We start from the raw sequence: 20198 nt of genomic DNA on the forward strand, positions 1-20198 counted from the left end.
GGACGCGAGCAAATCAGCCAGGGCTCTTCACCCCCTCTCAGCCACCTCTTCCGCTATACCGACCCGCCCTCGGCTATGCGCCCGCGCACCGCACCCCGCCCCTGGACCCCCGCATCCCCGCAGAATGGCGCGGAAATCACCGCGAGAAGGGCTGGGACATGGAGACCGAACAGCCGGGCACCACCGGCTTCGACGCCGCCGTCGACGGCGTGGTCGCCCCGACCGACGCGCTGGGCGGGACCCTCCGCCTCGTACGCACCGACGACTTCGACTCGCTCGACCCGGGCAACACGTACTACGCCTACACCTGGAACTTCTTGCGCCTGATCGGCCGGACCCTGGTCACCTTCGACACCGCCCCCGGCAAGGCCGGCCAGCGGCTCGTACCGGACCTGGCCGAGTCGCTCGGTGAGGCCTCGGACGGCGGAAGGACCTGGACGTACCGGCTGCGCCCGGGACTGCTCTACGAGGACGGCACCCCCGTCGTCGCGGCGGACGTCAAGTACGCGATCGCCAGGAGCAACTACGGGACGGACGTGCTGGGCGTCGGCCCCACCTACTTCCGCCACCTGCTGGGCACGGACTACGGCGGCCCCTGGCGCGAGCCCGAGGTGGACGGCCCGGTCACCGTGGAGACCCCCGACGACCGCACCCTGGTCCTGAGGCTGACCGAGCCCTTCGCGGGCATGGACCTGCTGGCGACGATGCCGAGCACCACCCCGGTCCCCAGGGACCGGGACACCGGCATCGGCTACCGGCTCGGCCCGGTGGCGACCGGCCCGTACCGCGTCGACTCCTACGAGCGCGGCAAGCTCGTCGTCCTGGAGCGCAATCCGCACTGGGACCCGGAGACCGACCCCGTACGCCGGCAGCGGGCCGAGCGGATCGAGGTGCACCTGGGCAAGGACCCGCACGAGGTGGACCTGATGCTGCTCTCCGGCGACGCGCACATCGACCTCGCGGGCTTCGGGGTGCAGCCCGCGGCCCAGGAACGCATCCTGGCCGACCCCGAGCTGCGCGCCAACGCCGACAACCCGCTGACCGGATTCACCTGGATCTACTGCCTGTCCAGCCGGATCACGCCCTTCGACAACGTCCACGCCCGCCGCGCGGTGCAGTTCGCCACCGACAAGGCGGCCATGCAGGCGGCGTACGGAGGGCCCGTCGGCGGCGACATCGCCACCACCATCCTTCCGCCGACCATCGACGGCTACCAGCCCTTCGACCGCTACCCGGTCGGCGCGGACGCCACCGGGGACCTTGAGGCGGCTCGCGCCGAACTGGCCCTGGCCGGCATGCCGGACGGATTCCGCACGAAGATCGCGGCCCGCAAGGACCGCCTCAAGGAGTACCGGGCCGCCGAGGCGCTCTCCGCCGGGCTGGCGCGCGTCGGCATCGAGGCCGAGGTGCTGGACTTCCCGTCCGGCGACTACTTCGACCGCTACGGCGGCAGTCCGTCCTACCTGCGCGAGCACGGCATCGGGATCATCATGTTCGGCTGGGGGGCCGACTTCCCCGACGGCTACGGCTTCTTCCAGCAGATCGTCGACGGGCGCGCGATCAAGGAGCGCGGCAACCAGAACATGGGCGAGCTGGACGATCCCGAGATCAACGGCCTGCTCGACCGGGGGGCCGTCAGCAGCGACCTGGCTGAGCGCGCCGCGATCTGGCACCGCATCGACCGGCTGACCATGGACCACGCCGTGATCGTGCCCTACCTCTACCCCCGCTCGCTGCTCTACCGCCACCCGGACGCCCGCAACGTGTACGTCACGGGGTCCTTCGGGATGTACGACTACGTGGCGCTGGGCGCTCGCTGACACACGAGCGGGGCAGCCGGCGGGTCCACCCGCCGGCTGCCCCGCCGTCGTCGGCTCCGGCCGTCGTCAGCTCCGGCCGGCGACGACCGGCCGTACCGTGCCGCGTTCGGGTGCGGCCCGTCCCGGCCGCACCGGGCCGCCCCGGACGGCCCGGCTCGTGCGCCGCTGCGCGCTCCCGCCCGGCTCGGCCGCCGGCACGGAGTCGCCGGCCGCCGTGAGGCCCACCGCAGCGAGTTCGGCCTCGAACGCGGCCAGCCGGGCCAGGAACTGCCGGGTCGGCGCCGTCAGGTCCGTGCCCCGTGAACTCCGCAGCAACAGGCGTGCCCCGAGGCGGAGTTCCAGCCGGTGGATCCGCCGGGTGAGCGCGGACTGACTGATCGAGAGGACGGCCGCGGCGCGGTTGATGCTGCCGTGGTCGGCCACCGCGCGCAGCAGGTGGAGGTCCTCCACGTCGACCTGTACCGATTCGTCGGGCAGCGCCGGCGGGGCCTGGAGGCTGAGCGCCTCGGCGGTGCGGCGCTCCAGCGCCGCCCGTTGCCCGCGCAGCCATTCGGCCCACCACGGATCGTGGAGCATCTCGCCGTGGTGCTCGGTGAACCTGCTCAGGCAGCGGGCCGTGAGCAGCGCGGCCAGTTGCTGGGCCAGGGCCCCGGGGACCACGGCCGGATCGACCAGGAGCCCGGCGGCCCGGCGGGGCCGCTCCACCAGCGAGCGGCGGACCAGCGAGGGGGCGAACACGGCGGGGCAGGCGGGCGAGCCCAGACCGATGGCGTCACCGCGCCGCAGCATCCCCCGCGCCACCGACGCCCCGGTGACCTGGATCCGGTCGGGCGGAGTGAGACCGGCCGACCGGTAGACCCGGCTCACCAGGACCTCCGCCCGGGGCCCGGCCTCCGAGACCCAGTTCTCCTCGCGCAGATCGGCGAGGGAGACCGTGGCACGGCCCGCCAGCGGATGCCCGACGGGCAGCGTCACCCAGAGCGGGTCGTCCAGGACGTCGTAGGTGCGTACGGTGCGGTCGACCGCGTGGGAGAGGGTGTCCAGACCCCAGGTGTGGGCGGCGTCCACCCGGTAGCCGTCGAGCTGCCGGAGCACCTGGAGCGGTGTGTCGTGGCTGACCGACAGAAGGATCCCCAGGGTGTCGGCCGCGTCCTCGACGAGGTCCTCCATCAGCGGCTCGGCCGTGGCGATGTCCAGGATGCGGGGCGCGTTCAGGGCCTCGGCGCCGCGCCCGTAGATCTCGGTCTGCACGGCCTGGTCCACCTGGCGGAAGAACCGCCGCCCGGCGACGAGCACCCGGGCGCCGTCGGGGCTCAGCCGGGTGGCGGGGGCGCCGCGCGACGTCAGCCGCAGCCCCGTGGCCTGGTCCAGCCGGTCGAGCCGGCGCTGGGCCGCCGCGGCTCTCAGTCCCGCCCTGCGGGCCGCTTCGGCGAGGTCACCGCACTGCCCGATCGCGTCCAGCAGCCGTAGGTCCGGACGCGAGAAGGGCAACCGCGTCAGCCGGTCGGGAACGGAGGGCACGTGTATCGCAGAAGGCACGAACGGCTTCCTTACGGTTATGGATGACGCCTCTTCTTCACCTGTGACGGCCTGTTGCGGCTCACGTTAGGCAGGCGTTCTCTTCGTCCGCTCCTCGTCCTTCTCTCGCCCCGTGCGCCCCGGCGCAGCACGACGGCGGACACCGCGCAGTGCGGTGCCCGCCGTACGGAACGTGGCTCAGGCCTGGTCGGTGGGGCGGATGAAGATCTCGTTGACCGTGGCGTGCGGGGGCGCGGTGACGGCGTACAGGACCGCTTCGGCGATGTCCTCGCTCTGCAACTGGCGTATTTTCGCCACTCGTTCGGTGATCGCGGCCTTGGACGGAGCGTGCGTGATGTGGTCGCGCAGCTCGGTCTCCACGGTGCCCGGTTCGATGACCACCACCCGCACCCCGCGCTCGGTGACCTCCTGGCGCAGCCCCTCGCTGAAGCCGTTGACGGCGAACTTGCTGGCGTTGTAGACGGCGCTGCCCCGCCCGACGACGCGGGCGGCGATGGAGGAGATCTGGACGATCGTGCCCTGGTTCCTGATCAGCTCGGGGAGGGACGCGTGGGTCATGTACATCAGACCCATGACATTGGTGTCCATCATCCGGGTCCAGTCGGTGGTATCGGCGTCCTCCACCGGCCCGAGCAGCATCAGCCCGGCGTTGTTCACCAGGATGTCCAGCCGGCCGAGCGTCTCGACGGTGGAGCGCACGGCGGCGGCCACCGCCTGCTCGTCGGTCACGTCCAGGTCGAGGACCTGCACCGTGGCGCCCTTCGCCTCCAGCTCGCCACGCAGTTCCTCGAGACGGCCGGCGCGGCGGGCGGCGAGGGCGACCGAGGCCCCGGCCGCGGCGAGGGCACGTGCGGTGGCCCGGCCGATCCCTGAGCTGGCACCTGTGACGAGTGCGACTTTTCCCTGCAGCGATGAACTCATGTGGTCCTCGTTCCCCGGGGGTTGGGCCGGAGCGGGGATCCGGCCGAAAAGCGTCCGACGGTACGGCGCGCCGACCGTAGCAGCCGGGCCGACGCCCGGTGAACGGCTACCGGCGGCCCCTGTTATGTGCGTTCGTGGCCGGTTATGCAGGTCCGGCCGCCCCGAAGGGGAGGCGTGACGAGGACGGTGAGGATGGGGCCGCTACTTCACGTCGGCATGCCCGTGCAGCGATAGGTGGGACCCATGACGCAGGACGCAGCATCCCCGAAGGCGACAGCGGCACCGCCCTACCCGATGGAGCGCGTCTCCCCGATCGATCCGCCACCGCCGCTCGCCCTGCTGAGGTCCGGCCCCGCCGCGAGCCGCATCACGATGTGGGACGGGGCCCAGGTGTGGCTGGTGACGGCGCATCCGCACGTCCGCGCGGTGCTGGGCGACCGCAGGTTCACCGCGGTGACCAGCGCCCCCGGCTTCCCGATGATGACGACCACGTCCCCCCTGGTGCGGGACAAGCCCCACACCGCCTCCTTCATCCGCATGGACGACCCCGACCACTCGCGGCTGCGGTCCATGCTCACCCGCGACTTCCTGCACGGCAGGGCCGAAGCGATGCGGCCCGTGCTGCGGGAGCACCTGGACGAGATGCTCGGCGAGCTGACCGCGGGCGAGCGTCCGGTGGACCTGGTACGCGGGCTGACGATCCCCGTCCCCTCCCGGGTGATCGCCCTGCTCTTCGGGGTGTCCGACGAGCAGCGCGAGCTGATCGAGAACCGGGCGGGCATCCTCATCGACCGCGGCTATCCGCCCGCACAGGTCGCCGCAGCCCGCGACGAGCTGGACGGCCTGCTGCGCGACGTGGTCGAGGAGCGCATGCGGATGCCCGAGCCGGGCGACGACCTGCTGAGCCGTCTCGTCGTCGACCAGGTCCGCACGGGGAACCTGACCGTCGAGGAGATGGTCCCGATGTGCCGGCTGCTGCTCGTCGCCGGACACGGGACGACGACCAGCCAGGCGAGCCTCAGCCTGCTGAGCCTGGTCACCGACCAGGGGCTGGCCGACACACTGGCCAAGGACCCCGAGCTGCTGCCGAAGGCGGTCGAGGAACTGCTGCGCTACCACTCCATCGTGCAGAACGGCCTCGCCCGTGCGGCGCTGGAGGACGTGGAGCTGGGCGACGTGACGATCCGGGCCGGCGAGGGCGTGGTCGTGTCCCTCTCGGCCGGCAACCGCGACGGGTCGGTCTTCCCCGACCCCGACACCCTGGACCCGGGCCGCGACGCCCGCCGTCATCTCGCCTTCGGCCACGGCATCCACCAGTGCCTCGGCCAGTGGCTGGCCAAGGTCGAGCTGGAGGAGATGCTGGCCGCCGTACTGCGCTGGATGCCGGGCGCCCGGCTCGCCGTCCCGTTCGACGAACTGGACTTCCGGCACGAGGTGTCCAGCTACGGGATCGGCGCGCTGCCGGTGACCTGGTGAGCACCGGCCGGCTGACCGTGGCCGTGGACACGGACGCCTGCTGCGCGATGGGCCGGTGCGCGGCGACGGAGCCGCAGGTCTTCGACCAGGACCCCGACACCGGCACGGTGGTCCTGCTCCTGACCGAACCCCCGCCCGAACTGCACGAGACGGTCCGGCTGTGCGCCGACCTCTGCCCGTGTACGGCCATCACAGTCACCGAGGACCGACCCCACCGGTCGGCAACGGCCGCCGAGGAGCGATGATGATCGATCTGTCCGGTTCCGACGCCTCCGCCAGCCCGGACGCGCAGGCCGCGCTCGACGCGGACGGCACTCCTCTGGGACGCCGCACCCGCTGGGCGGTGGAGCTGCTCACCGCCCCCGAGGCGCCGGCGGAGGAGGACCTGTCCGGGGCCTTCGTCCCCGTCTTCCTCGCCCGCCACCCCCAGGGATTCTCGGCGACGGTCGAACAGTGGCGCGGACAGGGCCCGTTCACCGTCGCCGACTACCAGCCGGTGGCCCACAAGTCCTGGGTGACCCTGGAGGGCCCGACCGGAGTCCGCTCGACGCTGTCGCTGACGCTCGACTCCTCCGGACTGATCCGCGTCCTGCACCTGGGGCCCGAGACGGTGACACCGCCGGTGCGCACGTGGGAGGACCTGGAGCGGGCGCTGGAGCAGCCGGGGGTGACCTGGTCCGCGCTGGTCACCCGGGCGGACGGCGGTGCGGCCGAGACGCTGTACGCCAAGGACGCCGACCGGCCCATGCCCAACGGCTCCTCGTACAAGCTGTACCTGATGCGGGCGCTGGCCGAGGCGGTGGCCGCCGGCAGCGTGCGGTGGGACGACGAGGTGACGGTACGGCCGGCCCTGCGCAGCCTCCCCACCGGCGACATGCAGGAACTGCCGGACGGCTCCCGGGTCCCGGTGCGCGAGACGGCGTACAAGATGATCGCGATGAGCGACAACACCGCCGCCGACCTGATCCAGGACCTGCTGGGCCGGGATGCGGTGGAGCGGGCCGTCGTGGCGGGCGGGCACAGCGAACCCGCGCTGCTGCGGCCGTTCCTGACGAGCCATGAGGTGTTCGAGATCGGCTGGGGCGCACCGGAGACGCGTGCCGAGTGGGCGTCCGCGGACGAGGCCGGCCGCAGGCGCCTGCTGGAGCGGATCGCCGGCCCGATGACCGTGCGCGGCTCCGATCTCGGCACGACGGTCCACAAGCTGGGCCTGGACTGGCACATGAGCGCGTGGGACGTGTCCCGGGTGCTGACCGCTCTGGCCGAGGACGGGGCGGCGGACCCGAGCGGGGTCGTCGACGACATCCTGACGGCGTACCCGGGGGTCCCGGTCGACTCCGCCCGGTGGCCGCGCGTGGTGTTCAAGGGAGGTTCGTGCCCCGGCGTGATGATGTTCTGCTGGTTGCTGGAGGACCCCGACGGAGTCCGGTACACGCTCGTGCTCCAGCAGTGCGCCGACGACCAGAAGCTCATCGGCGACGGGCAGTTCCTCCGGGGGACGGGCGGCCGGGTCATCGAGTCCGGTCTGCTCTCCGGTACCTCCCGGTGACCGCCCGGGACCGGTCGCTGGCGGTCCTGGTGGCCGTGCTCTGGGGGCTGAACTTCCTCGCGGTGCGCGTCGGCCTCGACCACTTCCCGCCGTTCTTCCTGGCGGCGCTGCGTTATCTGGTGCTGGCAGTGCCGGTCGTCCTGTTCGTGCCGCGCCCGGGGGTGCCGCTGCGCTGGCTGCTCGGGTACGGACTGGGCTTCGGCGTGGCCCAGTTCGGTCTGCTCTTCCTCGCCATCGACCAGGGGATGCCGTCGGGTCTGGCGTCCGTGGTGGTGCAGGCATCGGCCCCCTTCACGGCCCTGCTCGGTGCGCTGCTCCTGCGCGAGCGGGTCACCGGGCGGCAGCTGGCCGGCATCGGACTGGCGGTGGCGGGGATGGTGGTGATCGCGGTCGACCGGGCCGGCACGGCACCGCTCCTGCCGCTGGTGCTGACCGTGCTGGCGGCGCTCGGCTGGGCCGTCGGCAATCTGGCCAGCCGTCGGGCGAATCCGGAGTACCCCCTGCGCTTCGCGCTGTGGATGGCGGTCGTCCCGCCGGTGCCGCTGCTCGCGCTGTCCGCCGTGATGGAGGGCCCGGGCACGGGGTGGAGGGCGCTGGGATCGGCGTTCGGCCCCGACGGCTGGCCGAGCCTGGCCGCGGTCGTCTTCATCGCGGTGGTGGGCAGCGTCGTCGGCTCGGGGATCTGGACGGCCCTGCTCAAGCGTTACCCGGCGGGTGTCGTCGCGCCGTTCTCGATGCTGGTTCCCGTCGTCGGCATGGCCGGCGCCTGGCTGGCACTGCACGAGCGTCCCACCGGATGGGCGGTGGCCGGCGGGGTCGTCGTGGTCGCCGGGGTGCTGCTCGGCACGGGCTGGCTGCCCCGCTTCCTCCGGGAGCGCACGCGCGCGGCGGCCGCCCCCCGCGTCCCCGGAGGGGGCGGGGAACGGCCGCCGGACGGTCAGCCGGCGGGGACGACCGGCACCTCCCAGGAGACGAAGCGCTCCTGAGGGACGAAGCCCATCGCCTCGTTGAGGGCGATCATCGGACGGTTGTCATCGGCGTTGGCCGTCTCGATCAGCCGCACCGAGGGCTCGTACTCACGCACGTGGGCGAGGTTCGCGAGCTTCAGCAGCAGCCCCAGGCCGTGGCCGCGGTGCCCGGCCGCCACCACCGTCATGCCCTGGAGGAGGTGCTCCGGATTGCCGGTGGTCTTGGAGGCGCTGGTGAAGCCGGCGAGCTCACCGGTCTCCTCGTGCACGACGCCCACGTGGTACGCGCGCCGGCCGCGGCCCACCCGCATCCGCTCGTAGCGCCGCACATGGCTGGTGCGGATCGCCTCGGGGCCCTCCCCCCAGGTCTCCGGGCGGCTCTCGCCGAGCGACTGGCCGAGCTCCGACACGGCGACCGCGAACCCGTCGGGGGTGATGGTCCCCCACCGCTGGAGCCGGTAGCCGGCCGGGACCTCCGGGACGCCGCCGGCCAGCGGGTCGTGCCGGGCCAGGTCGAGCCACTGGTGGACGCCCTCCGGGCCGTCGGCGGGGGTGGCGCCCACCGCGGCCGCGAACGCGGCCGGGCCCTCGTCCCGGGCGGGCCCGCCCGGCAGCGCCTGGACCACGTCGGCGACCAGGAGGGTGCGGCCGTGGTCCCCTGCCAGGGCACGGGCCCGCCCGACGAGGGCGGTCCCGATGCCCTGACGGCGCTCCTTGGACGCGGTCAGCAGCTGGTCGACGACGGCGACGGGCGCTCCGTCGGGGAGCACCAGACGGACCGCGCCGACCGCCTCACCGTCCAGGAAGGCGACCTCGCCCGCCAGCGCGGTGCCCGGCGGCGCGAAGCGCACCGAGCCGGCCAGGTCGGCCTCGCAGGGCGGGGCGGCGGACAGCGGGACGCCGTCCGCGCCGTCCTCGGTCAGTCGGAGCCAGGCGTCCAGCGTGGCGGTGTCGCCGGCGTCCAGCGGGACGAAGCGGAGGTCCGCTGCTGCGTCGTTCATACGGTGTCGGTCTCCCGGTCGGTGGAATCGTCGAGGACGCCCATGGCCTGGATGTCGTACAGGCCGAAGGCGGGGTGGACGTACACATCGGTGGCGCGGGGGCCCCGGTAGTGCAGGGTCTTGTCGTGGACCAGCGGGAGGATCACCGCGTGGTCCATGACCCGGCGCTCCACCTCCCGCCAGAGCTCGGCGCGGGCGGCGGGGTCGGCGGTGTGCAGCCCGGTGTCGATCAGCTCGTTGACCTTCGGGTCGTCGAGCTCGGCGATGTTCCAGTTGCCGCCGCCGGGGCGGATCAGCCGGCCGTCCACCAGAGGGGCCAGGAAGCCGTACTCGGTGGGGAAGTCGGCGCCCCAGTCGGTGACGATCAGACCGAGCCCGTGCGTGCGGATCGTCTCCGGTGAGCCCGCGCCCTGGCTGAAGTACGTCGCGACGTCGAGTTCCTTGACGGTCAGCCGGATGCCGACCCGGGCGAGCGACTCCACGACCGCGTCGGCGACCAGTCGGAACTTCCCGCGCTGGGTGCCGATGACGGCGTCGAAGCCGTCGGGCAGCCCGGCGGCCGCCAGCTCGGCGCGGGCGGCGTCGAGGTCGCCGCGCAGATCGGGCCCGGTCGGGTAGCGGTCCAGCGGCTGGTGGGACGGGAGCCTCGGCGGGAACAGCGCGGTGGTCAGATCGCCGCCGGTCACCGGGCCGCCGCGGGCCTCCTGGAGCAGGATCTTGTCGGCCGCGTAGTGCACGGCCCGCCGCACGTGCACGTTGTCGAAGGGCGGGATGTGCGGCTGGAGCGAGACGAAGTGCAGGAAGCTCGTCTTCGGGTTGTCGGTGCGTGAGCGCAGCACCGGGTCCCCGGCCAGGCGGGCCTGGGCGGCGTGCTGGAGGCCGCGGCCCTCCAGGTTGATGTCGAACTCGCCGGCGACGAGCCGCTCGTCCATGTCGTCGAGGTCGAGGCCGATGGTGACGTCCACCCGGTCCGGGAGCGCGGGCCGCACGGGGTCGGTGGCACGGTCCCAGTGGGGATTGCGTTCCAGGAGGAGCCTGCTGCCCGGCCGGTGCTCGGCGACCCGGTAGGGGCCGGTGCAGCGCGGGTCCTCGCCGTACGCGGCCCCGGTGTCGGCGTGCCGCGGGACGGGGGAGACGCAGGGCTGGGCCATCAGATGGTCGAAGTCGGAGAACGGGGTGCGCAGCCGGAACACGATCGTGCGCGCGTCCGGGGTGAGCACGGCGGGCAGGCCGTCCTCGCCGTCCCGGTAGGGCCCCGCGTACGGGCGGTCCGGGTCGTCCAGGAGCGGCACCAGATAGGTGGGGCCGCCGGGGAGCACGTCCTGGGCGAAGATCCGCTGCACGGCGTACCGCACGTCGGCCGAGGTCACCGGGGTGCCGTCGTCGAAGAGGACGCCCTCGCGGAGCCGGTAGGTCCAGGTCCGGTTGGAGTCGCTCGCCACCCCGGGCCCCTCGGCGAGGTCCGGGACGGGCACCAGGCCCGCCGGCCCGGGGTCGGTGGGGTACGCCATCAACGTGCGGTTGAGGAGGCGTTGCAGCAGCCACACCCAGACGTAGTAGGTCCTCGCGGGGTCCAGGGAGTCGACGTCGGCCGACGAGACCAGTCGCAGGGTGCCCCCGCGACGGCCGGAGGGGGCGACGCTCGCTCCGACGGCGGCGTTCCAGCCGCCGCCTTCCTGGAGATCGGTGGCGGGGCTCATCGTGTGGTCGTCTCCCGGTCGTCGGCGGGCGTGCCCGCGGTGTCTCCGGTACGGGGCAGCGGCAGCAGGTAGGAGCGCTGCTCGCTGACCGCGCAGCCGCGGGCCAGTTTGGCCTGGACGCTGCCGATCCCGGCGTGCAGGACGGTGGCGCCCTCCTTGGCGGCGGCGTCCAGCACCTCGTAGTAGAGGACGTCGTAGTAGAGCGGCAGCTTGCCCTGGGCCTCGTAGTCGAACCCGGCGCGGTGGCCGTACCACTGCTCCTCGCCGCGGGCCCGGGACCGCAGCACCATGCCGAAGCCGATGATGCTGCCGCGCTGCCGGGCCACGGACACCAGGACGTCGTCGCCCATGATCTCGGCGATCCGGCCGATCATGCGGGCGGAGCCCTCGTCGCTGGCCGGATTCCCGTACTTCCGCAGGAGGTTGGCGTCGAGCTGCCCGAGGCGGGGGGCGAGCGCCTGGGTGAGCGGTTCGACGTTCACCTCGACACCGGCCTCCGCGAGCGCCCGGCGTTCCAGGCGGACCCGGCGGCGGCGGTGGGCGCTCATCTCCTCGACGAACTGCTCGAAGCCGCCCGGCGGGATGTCCAGCCAGGCGTAGTGGTCGGACGGGTGGTGGTGGTAGCCCCGCTTCTCCAGCAGGGCGACCAGTGAGGTGTCCCGTACGTCGACGTGCGGGAAGCAGACGGTGGCCGCCCCCCGGTCCGCCGCCATGGTCTCCGCCCTCCCCACCAGGGCCGCGAGGTCGTCCTCGGCGGCGTCCGCGGAGGCGAGCGCCCGGGTGCGGCCGAGGTGCCGCCCTCCGCAGACCAGCGAGGGCAGCAAGCTGTCCGGATCGCCCCCGGCGACGTCGCGCAGGACACCGGCCGCCTCGGGGACCTCCTGCTCCAGGGCGCGTTTCAGCATGGCGTCCGGCCGGGCGAGCAGCCAGGCGACCGAGGTGTCGGCCCAGGCGGTGACCAGCCCGGCCACCGGGACGCCTCCCCTCTCACGCACCAGGAAGTCCATCGCCGTACCGGAGTTGTGCTCCTGCACGGTCAGCCACCGGGGAGTCTGGAAGAAGTCCTCCGCCCCCAGCAGCGAGCTCCACCCGGCCGCCTCGAGACCGGCCGCGTCCGCGACCGGCCGCACACCGTCCGAGCCCTCGGTATACGGGCTCACCGGAGGTCTTCCTCGACGACGAAGTCCAGCAGGGCGGCGGCCTTGTCCGCGAGCTCCTGGGCGGCCACCCGGTCGGGGCCGTTGCAGTAGGTGAAGCCGACGCACGAGGAGTTGTCCATGCGCTGCAGCAGGTGGTCGCCCTTCTCGACGTGCAGCAGCACCTGGACGTTCTCCACCGCCGCCGCGGCCTCCAGCCCGTCGATGTGCGACAGGGTCCCGCGCCGGGCGGGGTAGATCATGCGCACGGCCGCGCCACCGCGGTGGACGACGGGCTCGATCGGCGGGGCGACGCCGATGGTGAGCAGCCAGGCGTCGAGGATCGGGCTGCGGCCGGTGACGTCGGTCACCAGCATGGTCATGCAGCTCGACGGGGTACGGGGGTTGGCCTCGATGATCCGCCAGCCGGACTCGGTGCGCCTGACCTCGGTGTGGCAGGGGCCGTGCCGGTAGCCGATCATCTCCAGCGTCGTGCGGACCACGTGGTACAGCTCGTCCCGCTCGTCGTCGGAGAGGGGAACGGGGAAGGTATGCCCGCACTCGATGTAGAGGGGATCGCCGAAGAGGTCCTTGGAGGTGACGCCGAAGACATGGGTGTGCCCGTCCACCGTCATCGTCTCGACGCTGACCTCCACGCCCTCGACGTACTGCTCCAGCAGCACCTCGCCGCTGCGCGGCTGCCCGCGCAGGCTGTGCCGGACGGCGGAGAGCTCCTCCCACGCCTCGACGAGACCGGCCATGTCGTCGACCCTGCGTACGCCGTAACTGATCGCCTCCGCCGGGGGTTTGGCGATCATCGGGAAGCCGAGCCGGCGGGCCGCCTCCTCCAGCTGGCCCCGGTGGCCGACCAGCACGTGAGGGATGTTGAACGGTTCGTCGCCGAGGGCGATCCGCAGCTGGTCCTTGATGTTGGCGGTGCGCACGGCGGCCGGGTCGGGGCCGGGCAGCCCGAGACGGGCGGCGGCCTGTGCCGCGAGCTCCGTGTGGTAGTCGGAGAACGAGGTGATGCCGTCGACCAGCGGCGCCCCGTCCTCGCCGGTGACGGCGGCGAGCACCGCGTCGAGGTCGGTGGTGTCGACGTCGACGACCTGGTCCACGATGGACAGCGGGTGGGTGTCCCAGTCGTGTCCGTGGGTGTACCAGGACCGGTCACCCGTCAGCAGCCACACTTCGAGGCCGTGTTCCTGAGCCTGCTTCAGCCCCAGGACGAAGGGGTGGTTCTGCATGTGCTCGACGATCGCGATCCGCTTTCCGGCGAACTGCGCGTAGTCGGCCAGAGGTGTTGTCATCGGACGCCTCCCGTGTGGGTGATGTGCAATCGACCGGTTCCGGGTTCTCGGGGTTCAGTTGAACCGTCTCCGGGCCGGCCGTGCCATGCATCGGGAGGCAGGACGCATAGGCGGCGTTCGAGGCGCATAGGAGTGCCGGGGACGCCCGGGTACGGGAAAGCCCCCGGACATGCGTACGGCCCGGACGTCCGAGCCCCGGTGCGGGGCCCTGACCTCCGGGCCGTACGTGTTCCCCGCCGGGGGGCACCCGGCGCGGGCGTGCTGCCGGCGGCTCAGACCGTGTCGTCCTCCTGGATGTGCACCGCCGCCTCCTCGGCGGAGGCCGCGCCCCCGTCGATGCCGACGTCCCGGCCCAGCACCCGGTTGTTGCGGGCGGGGGTGCCGGGCTCCTCGTCGGCCGTGGCGACGCGGCCGGCGCGCGCGTCCCCGGCGTCGTCCTCCTCGGGGCCGTTGTCCTCCGGACCGTCGTCGGCCACGGCGGCCAAGGGGTCCGCCTCGGGCACCTCCTGTGCGAGGCGCCGGTCGAGGGACTCGCCCTCCCGCTGCTCCTCGCCGGTCGTGCCGTACTTCGACACGCCGAGGGGCTTCTCCGGCGGGGAGTACCCCGTGTCCAGCATGTCGTCGAGGTCGGGTTCGTCGATCACGTTCTCGGGGTCGAGGTCGTCCGCCGGCCGGTTGTCCGAGTCCGAACCGTCCGGCTGGTAGACGTCGTCACCGCGTCCTTCTTCCGGCATCGGGCGCTCCTTCCCTTGAGGTATGCCGTATCCGCCGTCGCCCGTACGTGGGGCGTGCGGCTTCGTCGCTCTCCTGCCCACGGGGGAGCGGGTCAGTACTGCGGTTTTCCCGGATGGCCGCCCGCCCTGCCTGGTACGCGAGCCGACGGCCGGACAGAACAGAAGGCCTGGTCAGAGCCCTCGTGGCCGCATCCCGTCGACCCCGGCAGCTTATGACCTATACCCGGCCGCTGCGACCTGTGGGGACACGGCCCCGCACCCGCGGGGGAGGACGCAGGAGCGGTGGCAGGTCTGGAGGGCCGAGGAGGGGGCAGACGGCGAATCGCCGGGTGACAGCCCGGTCCCACGCGTAGCCCGAGGGGCACCGAACGACGGGAACACCATGCCGACCGACCTGCCGGAAAGACGTACAGCCCTCACCGGGCACGTCTCCGCCCTGCCGCCGAGCCCCGGCGAGCAGGTACCGTCGCTGCCGCTCCCGAGAGGCGGGACGCGCCCGGCCGGAGCCCCCGCGGCCGGGGCCGGAACCCCGCAGACCCCCGACGCGGCGAGCGGGACCCCGGAGACCGCCGGGGGCATGGGCCGTGCGGCGGGAGTCATCGCCGCGACGGCGGTCTGCCAGGCCGCCCTGATGGTGGGGCTCGGTCTCCTCCTCACCGGCCCGGCGGCCCGGGTCTGGCCGCTGACCTCCGAGGACGAGGTCAACGAAGGGCTGGAGCGGGCCCGCACCGGCACCTTCGACACGGTGTCCCTGATCGTGTCCGAGGCGGGCAACACGGTCACGGTCGTCGCCGGCACCCTGCTCGCCTGCCTGGCCCTGCTCCTGGTGCCCCGGCTTCCCCGGTGGCGGGACGCGCTCTTCCTCTCGGTCGCCGTGTCGCTCCAGTCCCTGGTGTTCCTGGTCATCACCGAGGCGGTGGACCGCACCCGGCCGGACGTCGACCGGCTCGACGCCTCGCCCCCCACGTCCAGCTACACCTCCGGACACACCGGTGCGGCGACGGCCCTCTACGCCGGCCTCGCGGTCCTGGTCCTGCACCGGGCGAAGGGGCCCTGGCGCAAGGTGGTGGCGGTGCTCCTGCTGCTCGTGCCCGTCCTGGTGGGGCTCGCCCGGGCGTACCGGGGGATGCACCACCCGACGGACATCGCAGGGGGCCTGCTCAACGGCGGGCTGTCCCTGCTGATCGTCGGCCGCGCGCTGCTGGCGGGCCCCCATGTGCCCGCCGCCGCGCCGTCCCCCGCGACGGCGCCCGCGGGTGCGGTGGCCTCCGCGCCCGGCCGCACCGCCGTGGTCTTCAACCCAACCGTCACCGACGAGAGCGCCTGCGCCGATCTGCGGCGGGTCCTGGAGGACCACGGGCACCACGGAGCGGAATTCGTGCCGACCACGGCCGACGACCCGGGGGAGGGGCAGACGGAGCGCGCCGTGCGGGACGGGTTCTCGCTCGTCGTGGTCTGCGGCGGCGACGGGACGGTCCGAGCCGCCGCTGACGCCCTGGCGGACACGGGCGTACCGCTCGCGGTGGTGCCGTGCGGCACCGGCAACCTCCTCGCCCGCAACCTCGGCCTCCCGGTGAAGCCGGCGGAGGCCCTGGCCGTGGCGCTGCGCGGCGCCCCCCACCGCATCGACCTCGGCCGGATCGAGGGCGACGGCATGGCGCCCGCACACTTCACGGTGATGTCCGGCGCCGGTCTCGACGCCGCGATGCTGGAGAGCACCAGCGACCGCGCCAAGGCCGTGCTCGGCTGGCCCGCGTACGTCATGGCGGGCCTGCGGGAGCTGCGTGCCCCCCGCATGCGCCTGACGGTCGCCCTCGACGGGGCGCGCCCCCTGCGCCGCAGCGCCCGGATGGTGCTCGTCGCCAACACCGGCAAGGTGCAGGGCGGGGCCGCCCTGGTCCCGGCCGCCCGTCCCGACGACGGACTGCTCGACCTCATGATCCTCGACCCGCGCGGCCCGGGAGGCTGGCTGAGCGCCGTCACCACGCTGATGCGGCCCCGGAGCGGGGCCGGAGGCGAGGGCGGCGCCCGTTCGGTGGAGTACTTCACCTTCCGCCGTGCGGACATCCGCTTCGACACCCCGCAACAGCGTGAGCTGGACGGCGACCCCGTGACCCCGGGCCGGCGTCTCACCGCCGAGGTCAGGCCCGGCGCGCTGACCGTGCTCCTGCCTGAGAGGGGGGAGTGACATGGGTACCGCCACCAGGGTCCCGCAGACCCGCGACATGGTCGGGAGTGAGCTCTCCGGTGACGAGGCCCTCGTCACCCTGAGGCGCTACGGCCGCTGGCCGCTGCTCCGCGACTCCTTCGTCCGCTTCCGGTACGCCGACGGCTTCAGCCACTCCCGGGCGCTCGCCCTGCAGACCGTGCTGGCCGTGGTGCCGCTGGTCATCGCCTTCGTCGGGCTGTCCACGGCCCTGCACACCGAGGACCTGGGCAGGGTGGCCGAGCTGACGATCCACCGCATCACGGCGGGGCCGAGCGCCGACGTGGTCGACGACGCCCTGGACCGCAGCCGGCAGCACGCCGACGACGGCGCCCAGCTCGCCCTCTGGTTCGGCCTCGTCTTCTCCCTCACCAACACCACGACCGCGATGTGCCAGATAGAGCGCGGTGCCAACCGCATCTACGGGGTCGAGCGCGACCGGGTCTTCCACCTGAAGTACCTGCGAGGGCTGGTGATGTCGCTGACCGCGGGCATCCCGCTCGGCATCGGCTTCGTCGCGATGGTCGCCGGGGGCGACCTGGTCGCCGCGGTGGTCGACGTCTACGACCTGAGCGCCGGCGCCCGGTCCGCCTGGGACCTGCTGCGCTGGCCCGCCGGAGTGGTCCTCGTGCTCCTGTCGGCGAGCGCCATCTTCCGCCGCTCGCCGAGGCGCCGGCAGCCGGGTTACACCTGGCTGGCCTTCGGCGCCGCCGTGTACCTGGTGCTCTGGACCACGCTGACCTGGCTGCTGAGCCTCTACCTCGCGGTCAGCGGTTCCTTCGACACCGTCTACGGCCCGCTCACGGCGTTCATGTCGCTGCTGCTCTGGGCCTACCTCACCTCCATCGCACTCTTCCTCGGCCTCTCCTTCGCCGCCCAGCTGGAGGCGGTGCGGGCCAAGCGGCCCGGTCCCGTACAACCCGACCCTGGAGCCTGAATGTCCGCACGACCCGCTGTCCCGGCCGCGCTGCGGCGGAGGCGCAAGGACGCCGACCGCCGGTTCGGCGTCCGGCTGTTCGGTTCCGCGGCGGCCGCCGCCGTCGCCGCCGTCCTCTTCGGCCTCCTGCTCGTCCTGGTGGAGAGCGGGTGGCTGCCGCTGCGGCGCCTCGACGCGGGCGCCGCCCGGTGGCTGAACCGGACCGCCCTCGACCATCCGGCGTGGACCGGCACCCTGCGCTTCTTCTCCGACGTGGTGTGGGATCCCGTGACGCTGCGCGCCGCGGTGGCCGTGCTCACCCTGTGGCTGCTGTACCGCCGCGCCTGGCGGCTCGCCGCCTGGTCGGCCGTCACGGCGGTGGCCGGAGGGCTCATCGGCCTGCTGGTCAAGATGGTGGTCGAGCGGGCCAGGCCGTCGCTCCCGGACCCGGTCGCCCACGCCCCCGGCTACTCCTTCCCCTCCGGCCACGCGATGGCGGCGACGACGTCGTTCGCCGTCCTGCTGCTCGTGCTCCTGCCCCTGGTCCGGCGCAGCCTCCGCCCTCTGTGCTGGGCCGTGGCGATCGTCTCCGTCCTGGGCGTGGGGTTCACCCGCGTCGCGCTGGGCGTCCACTGGTTCAGCGACGTGGTCGGCGGCTGGACCCTGGGGCTGGCCGTGGTGGCTCTCACCGGCTGGTCCTTCGAGGCCTGGCGTGCCGACGCGGGCCTCGGCCGGACCGAGGTGGCCGAGGGCCTGGAGCCCGAGCTGGACGACGGCGACGACCCGGAGGGGACCGACCCCACCCGCCGATAGGAACGCTTGTTCTATTGGGCGGTAGGCTTGCCCCCATGTCCGCTCATCTCCAGGGTTCCCTGTTCGACCAGGCCGACCGCCCGCAGCTCGGCCGCCTCACCGGGGTGCGCAGGACGGTCCTCGGTGACGGGGCGTGGATCGACCTGCTCCCGGGCTGGCTGAGCGGCGCCGACGAGCTCTTCGCCGAGCTCGCGGCCGGGGTGCCCTGGAGGGCCGAACGCCGCCAGATGTACGACCGGACGGTCGACGTGCCCCGCCTGCTCTCCTTCTACGGCGCCGGGGACACCCTGCCGAGCCCCGTCCTGGACGAGGCCCGCGACACGCTGTCCTCCCACTACGGCGACGAGCTGGGCGAACCCTTCACCACGGCCGGACTCTGCTACTACCGGGACGGGCGCGACAGCGTCGCCTGGCACGGCGACCTGACCGGGCGCAGCTCGCACGAGGACACGATGGTGGCGATCCTCTCCCTCGGAGCCCCGCGCGATCTGCTGCTGCGCCCGTGCCGCGGCGGCGACACCGTGCGCCGGCCGCTGGGCCACGGCGACCTGATCGTCATGGGCGGCTCCTGCCAGCGCACCTGGCAGCACGCCGTGCCCAAGACCGCGCACGCCCGCGGGCCGCGGATCAGCGTCCAGTACCGCACCCGCGGGGTGCGCTGAGGCGGGCCGGACGGCCGGACCGCTCCCGTCGGAGGATCACCCCGCATGTCGGCCGATGCCGAGGGCACGCGCTGTGGTGTGCGGGAACTCCTCCTACGGAAGGGAAACACCACATGCCCCAGGGGCAGCGCAGGAACATCTTCGTCATCGGTCTCGACGACTCCAACCTGCGGACGCTGGAAGCCGTCCCGGACGCCGGCTCCTACCGGTTCCACCGCCTGCTGGGCGTCGAGGAACTGCAGGAGGGCGAGGTGTCCGTGCCCGGTCTGATGGACCGTGCCCGAGCCGTCCTCGACGCGCACGACGGCAGCATCGACGCGATAGTCGGGTACTGGGACTTCCCGGTGAGCACCCTCGTCCCGATGCTCGGCAAGGAGTACGGCGTGCGTACGACCGGCCTCGAATCCGTGGTCAAGTGCGAGCACAAGTACTGGAGCCGGCTGGAGCAGCGGAAGGTCATCGACGAGCTCCCGGCCTTCGGCCGGGTGGACCTGGACTCCGACGACCCCAAGCCGCCCGAGGGCGTGAGCTTCCCCATGTGGCTCAAGCCGGCCCTCGCCTACTCGTCGGAACTGGCCTTCGGCGTTTCGGACATGACGGAGTTCAGAACGGCCGTCGACCGGATCCGGGAGGGCATCGGCCGGGTCGGCAGGCCCTTCGACTCCGTGCTCGAGCTGCTGGAGCTGCCCCCGGAGATGGAGGGCGTCGGCGGCCAGGTCTGTCTCGCGGAGGAGGCGATGACCGGGATCCAGGTGGCCGTCGAGGGATACGTCCTCGACGGCAAGGCGACCGTGTACGGCGTCCTGGACTCGATCAACTACCCGGCGTCCCCCTGCTTCCTGCGCCACCAGTACCCGAGCAGCCTTCCGCCGGCGGTCATCCGCAAGCTGCATGACGTCAGCGAGCGGACCATGGAGCAGATCGGCATGGAGTCGGCCACCTTCAGCATCGAGTACTTCTACGACCCGAAGACCCAGGGCATCAGCCTCCTGGAGATCAACCCCCGCCACTCGCAGTCCCACGCCGAACTCTTCGACTACGTCGACGGCGCGCCCAACCACCATCGGATGATCAGCCTCGCCCTCGGCCGCGACCCCGCCCTCACCGGCGGGAAGGGGCACTACGCCGTGGCCGCCAAGTGGTACTACCGCTGGTTCGGCGACGCGAAGGTCCACGAGGTCCCCACCCCGGAACGGATCGCCGCCATCGAGCGTGAGATACCCGGGGTGCGCATCGACGTCGTACCCGAGGAGGGGCAGAAGCTCTCCACGGTTTCCGGGCAGGACAGCTACAGCTACGAGCTGGCACACATCTTCACCGGGGGCGACGACGAGGAGGACCTGCGCCGCAAGTTCGACCGCTGCGTGGCCGCCCTCGGACTCACCTTCGACGAGACGGAGCCCGGAGGCCACGACACGAAGACCTCGTGACCCGGCACGTCCAGCAC

The 20198-nt window shown here is 73.0% G+C and carries 17 protein-coding genes; 10 read left to right on the forward strand and 7 right to left on the reverse strand.

Translation table 11 applies throughout. From position 1 onward, the window contains the following. Positions 1 to 158: 158 nt before the first annotated feature. Positions 159 to 1820 carry an ABC transporter substrate-binding protein gene (locus OG488_RS33605; protein ID WP_329236102.1) on the forward strand — a complete coding sequence of 554 codons (1662 nt, stop codon included), beginning with the start codon at positions 159 to 161 and terminating at the stop codon, positions 1818 to 1820. Positions 1821 to 1886: 66 nt separating this feature from the next. Here OG488_RS33605 and OG488_RS33610 read toward each other — a convergent pair whose 3' ends face one another. Together OG488_RS33610 and OG488_RS33615 are read right to left on the reverse strand one after the other, a co-directional pair. Next, positions 1887 to 3359, reverse strand: coding sequence for a LysR family transcriptional regulator (locus OG488_RS33610; RefSeq protein WP_329236104.1), 1473 nt, complete (start codon positions 3357 to 3359; stop codon positions 1887 to 1889). A 177-nt stretch (positions 3360 to 3536) separates the two neighbouring features. Beyond that, positions 3537 to 4280, reverse strand: coding sequence for an SDR family oxidoreductase (locus OG488_RS33615; protein ID WP_329236106.1), 744 nt, complete (start codon positions 4278 to 4280; stop codon positions 3537 to 3539). Positions 4281 to 4523: 243 nt separating this feature from the next. Here OG488_RS33615 and OG488_RS33620 point away from each other — a divergent pair, with 243 nt between their 5' ends. From OG488_RS33620 to OG488_RS33635, 4 genes are read left to right on the forward strand one after another with little or no spacing between them, the layout of a single operon-like run. Further along, entirely contained in the window at positions 4524 to 5756 is a 1233-nt protein-coding gene (locus OG488_RS33620; RefSeq protein ID WP_329236108.1) for a cytochrome P450, read from the forward strand. After that, complete coding sequence (locus OG488_RS33625) at positions 5753 to 6001, forward strand: ferredoxin (protein WP_386859006.1); 249 nt, start codon at positions 5753 to 5755, stop codon at positions 5999 to 6001. The genes OG488_RS33620 and OG488_RS33625 overlap by 4 nt, the downstream gene beginning before the upstream one ends. Further along, positions 6001 to 7305: a Cpe/LpqF family protein gene (locus OG488_RS33630; RefSeq protein WP_329236110.1), complete on the forward strand. Its 1305-nt coding sequence runs from the start codon at positions 6001 to 6003 to the stop codon at positions 7303 to 7305. Before OG488_RS33625 ends, OG488_RS33630 begins: the two co-directional genes overlap by 1 nt. Continuing rightward, positions 7302 to 8291, forward strand: a complete 990-nt coding sequence (locus OG488_RS33635; protein ID WP_329236112.1) for an EamA family transporter — start codon at positions 7302 to 7304, stop codon at positions 8289 to 8291. Before OG488_RS33630 ends, OG488_RS33635 begins: the two co-directional genes overlap by 4 nt. On the opposite strand, the gene OG488_RS33640 is transcribed toward OG488_RS33635, so the two are convergent. From OG488_RS33640 to OG488_RS33660, 5 genes are all read right to left on the reverse strand, one after another. Beyond that, positions 8243 to 9274: a GNAT family N-acetyltransferase gene (locus OG488_RS33640; protein WP_329236113.1), complete on the reverse strand. Its 1032-nt coding sequence runs from the start codon at positions 9272 to 9274 to the stop codon at positions 8243 to 8245. The genes OG488_RS33635 and OG488_RS33640 overlap by 49 nt on opposite strands. After that, entirely contained in the window at positions 9271 to 10974 is a 1704-nt protein-coding gene (locus tag OG488_RS33645) for an ABC transporter substrate-binding protein (RefSeq protein WP_329236115.1), read from the reverse strand. Before OG488_RS33645 ends, OG488_RS33640 begins: the two co-directional genes overlap by 4 nt. Next, complete coding sequence (locus OG488_RS33650) at positions 10971 to 12134, reverse strand: GNAT family N-acetyltransferase (RefSeq protein ID WP_329236117.1); 1164 nt, start codon at positions 12132 to 12134, stop codon at positions 10971 to 10973. The genes OG488_RS33645 and OG488_RS33650 overlap by 4 nt, the downstream gene beginning before the upstream one ends. Next, positions 12131 to 13420 (reverse strand): ATP-grasp domain-containing protein, encoded by a 1290-nt coding sequence (locus OG488_RS33655; RefSeq protein ID WP_329236119.1) that lies wholly within the window; start codon positions 13418 to 13420, stop codon positions 12131 to 12133. Before OG488_RS33655 ends, OG488_RS33650 begins: the two co-directional genes overlap by 4 nt. A gap of 272 nt (positions 13421 to 13692) precedes the next feature. Continuing rightward, positions 13693 to 14154, reverse strand: a complete 462-nt coding sequence (locus tag OG488_RS33660) for a DUF5709 domain-containing protein (RefSeq protein ID WP_329236121.1) — start codon at positions 14152 to 14154, stop codon at positions 13693 to 13695. A gap of 382 nt (positions 14155 to 14536) precedes the next feature. Here OG488_RS33660 and OG488_RS33665 point away from each other — a divergent pair, with 382 nt between their 5' ends. The 5 genes from OG488_RS33665 to OG488_RS33685 all read left to right on the forward strand — a co-directional run bounded on the left by OG488_RS33665 (position 14537) and on the right by OG488_RS33685 (position 20181). Beyond that, positions 14537 to 16342 (forward strand): diacylglycerol kinase family protein, encoded by a 1806-nt coding sequence (locus OG488_RS33665; protein WP_406465768.1) that lies wholly within the window; start codon positions 14537 to 14539, stop codon positions 16340 to 16342. 1 nt (position 16343) lies between these two features. Then, positions 16344 to 17297 carry a YihY/virulence factor BrkB family protein gene (locus tag OG488_RS33670; RefSeq protein ID WP_329236123.1) on the forward strand — a complete coding sequence of 318 codons (954 nt, stop codon included), beginning with the start codon at positions 16344 to 16346 and terminating at the stop codon, positions 17295 to 17297. Beyond that, positions 17298 to 18089 (forward strand): phosphatase PAP2 family protein, encoded by a 792-nt coding sequence (locus tag OG488_RS33675; protein ID WP_329236126.1) that lies wholly within the window; start codon positions 17298 to 17300, stop codon positions 18087 to 18089. It begins immediately after the preceding gene. A 35-nt stretch (positions 18090 to 18124) separates the two neighbouring features. Next, entirely contained in the window at positions 18125 to 18751 is a 627-nt protein-coding gene (locus OG488_RS33680; RefSeq protein WP_329236128.1) for an alpha-ketoglutarate-dependent dioxygenase AlkB, read from the forward strand. Positions 18752 to 18864: 113 nt separating this feature from the next. After that, positions 18865 to 20181, forward strand: a complete 1317-nt coding sequence (locus tag OG488_RS33685; RefSeq protein WP_329236130.1) for an ATP-grasp domain-containing protein — start codon at positions 18865 to 18867, stop codon at positions 20179 to 20181. Positions 20182 to 20198: the final 17 nt, after the last annotated feature.

Source organism: Streptomyces sp. NBC_01460, assembly GCF_036227405.1.
In the GTDB taxonomy this organism is placed as follows: Bacteria; Actinomycetota; Actinomycetes; order Streptomycetales; family Streptomycetaceae; genus Streptomyces.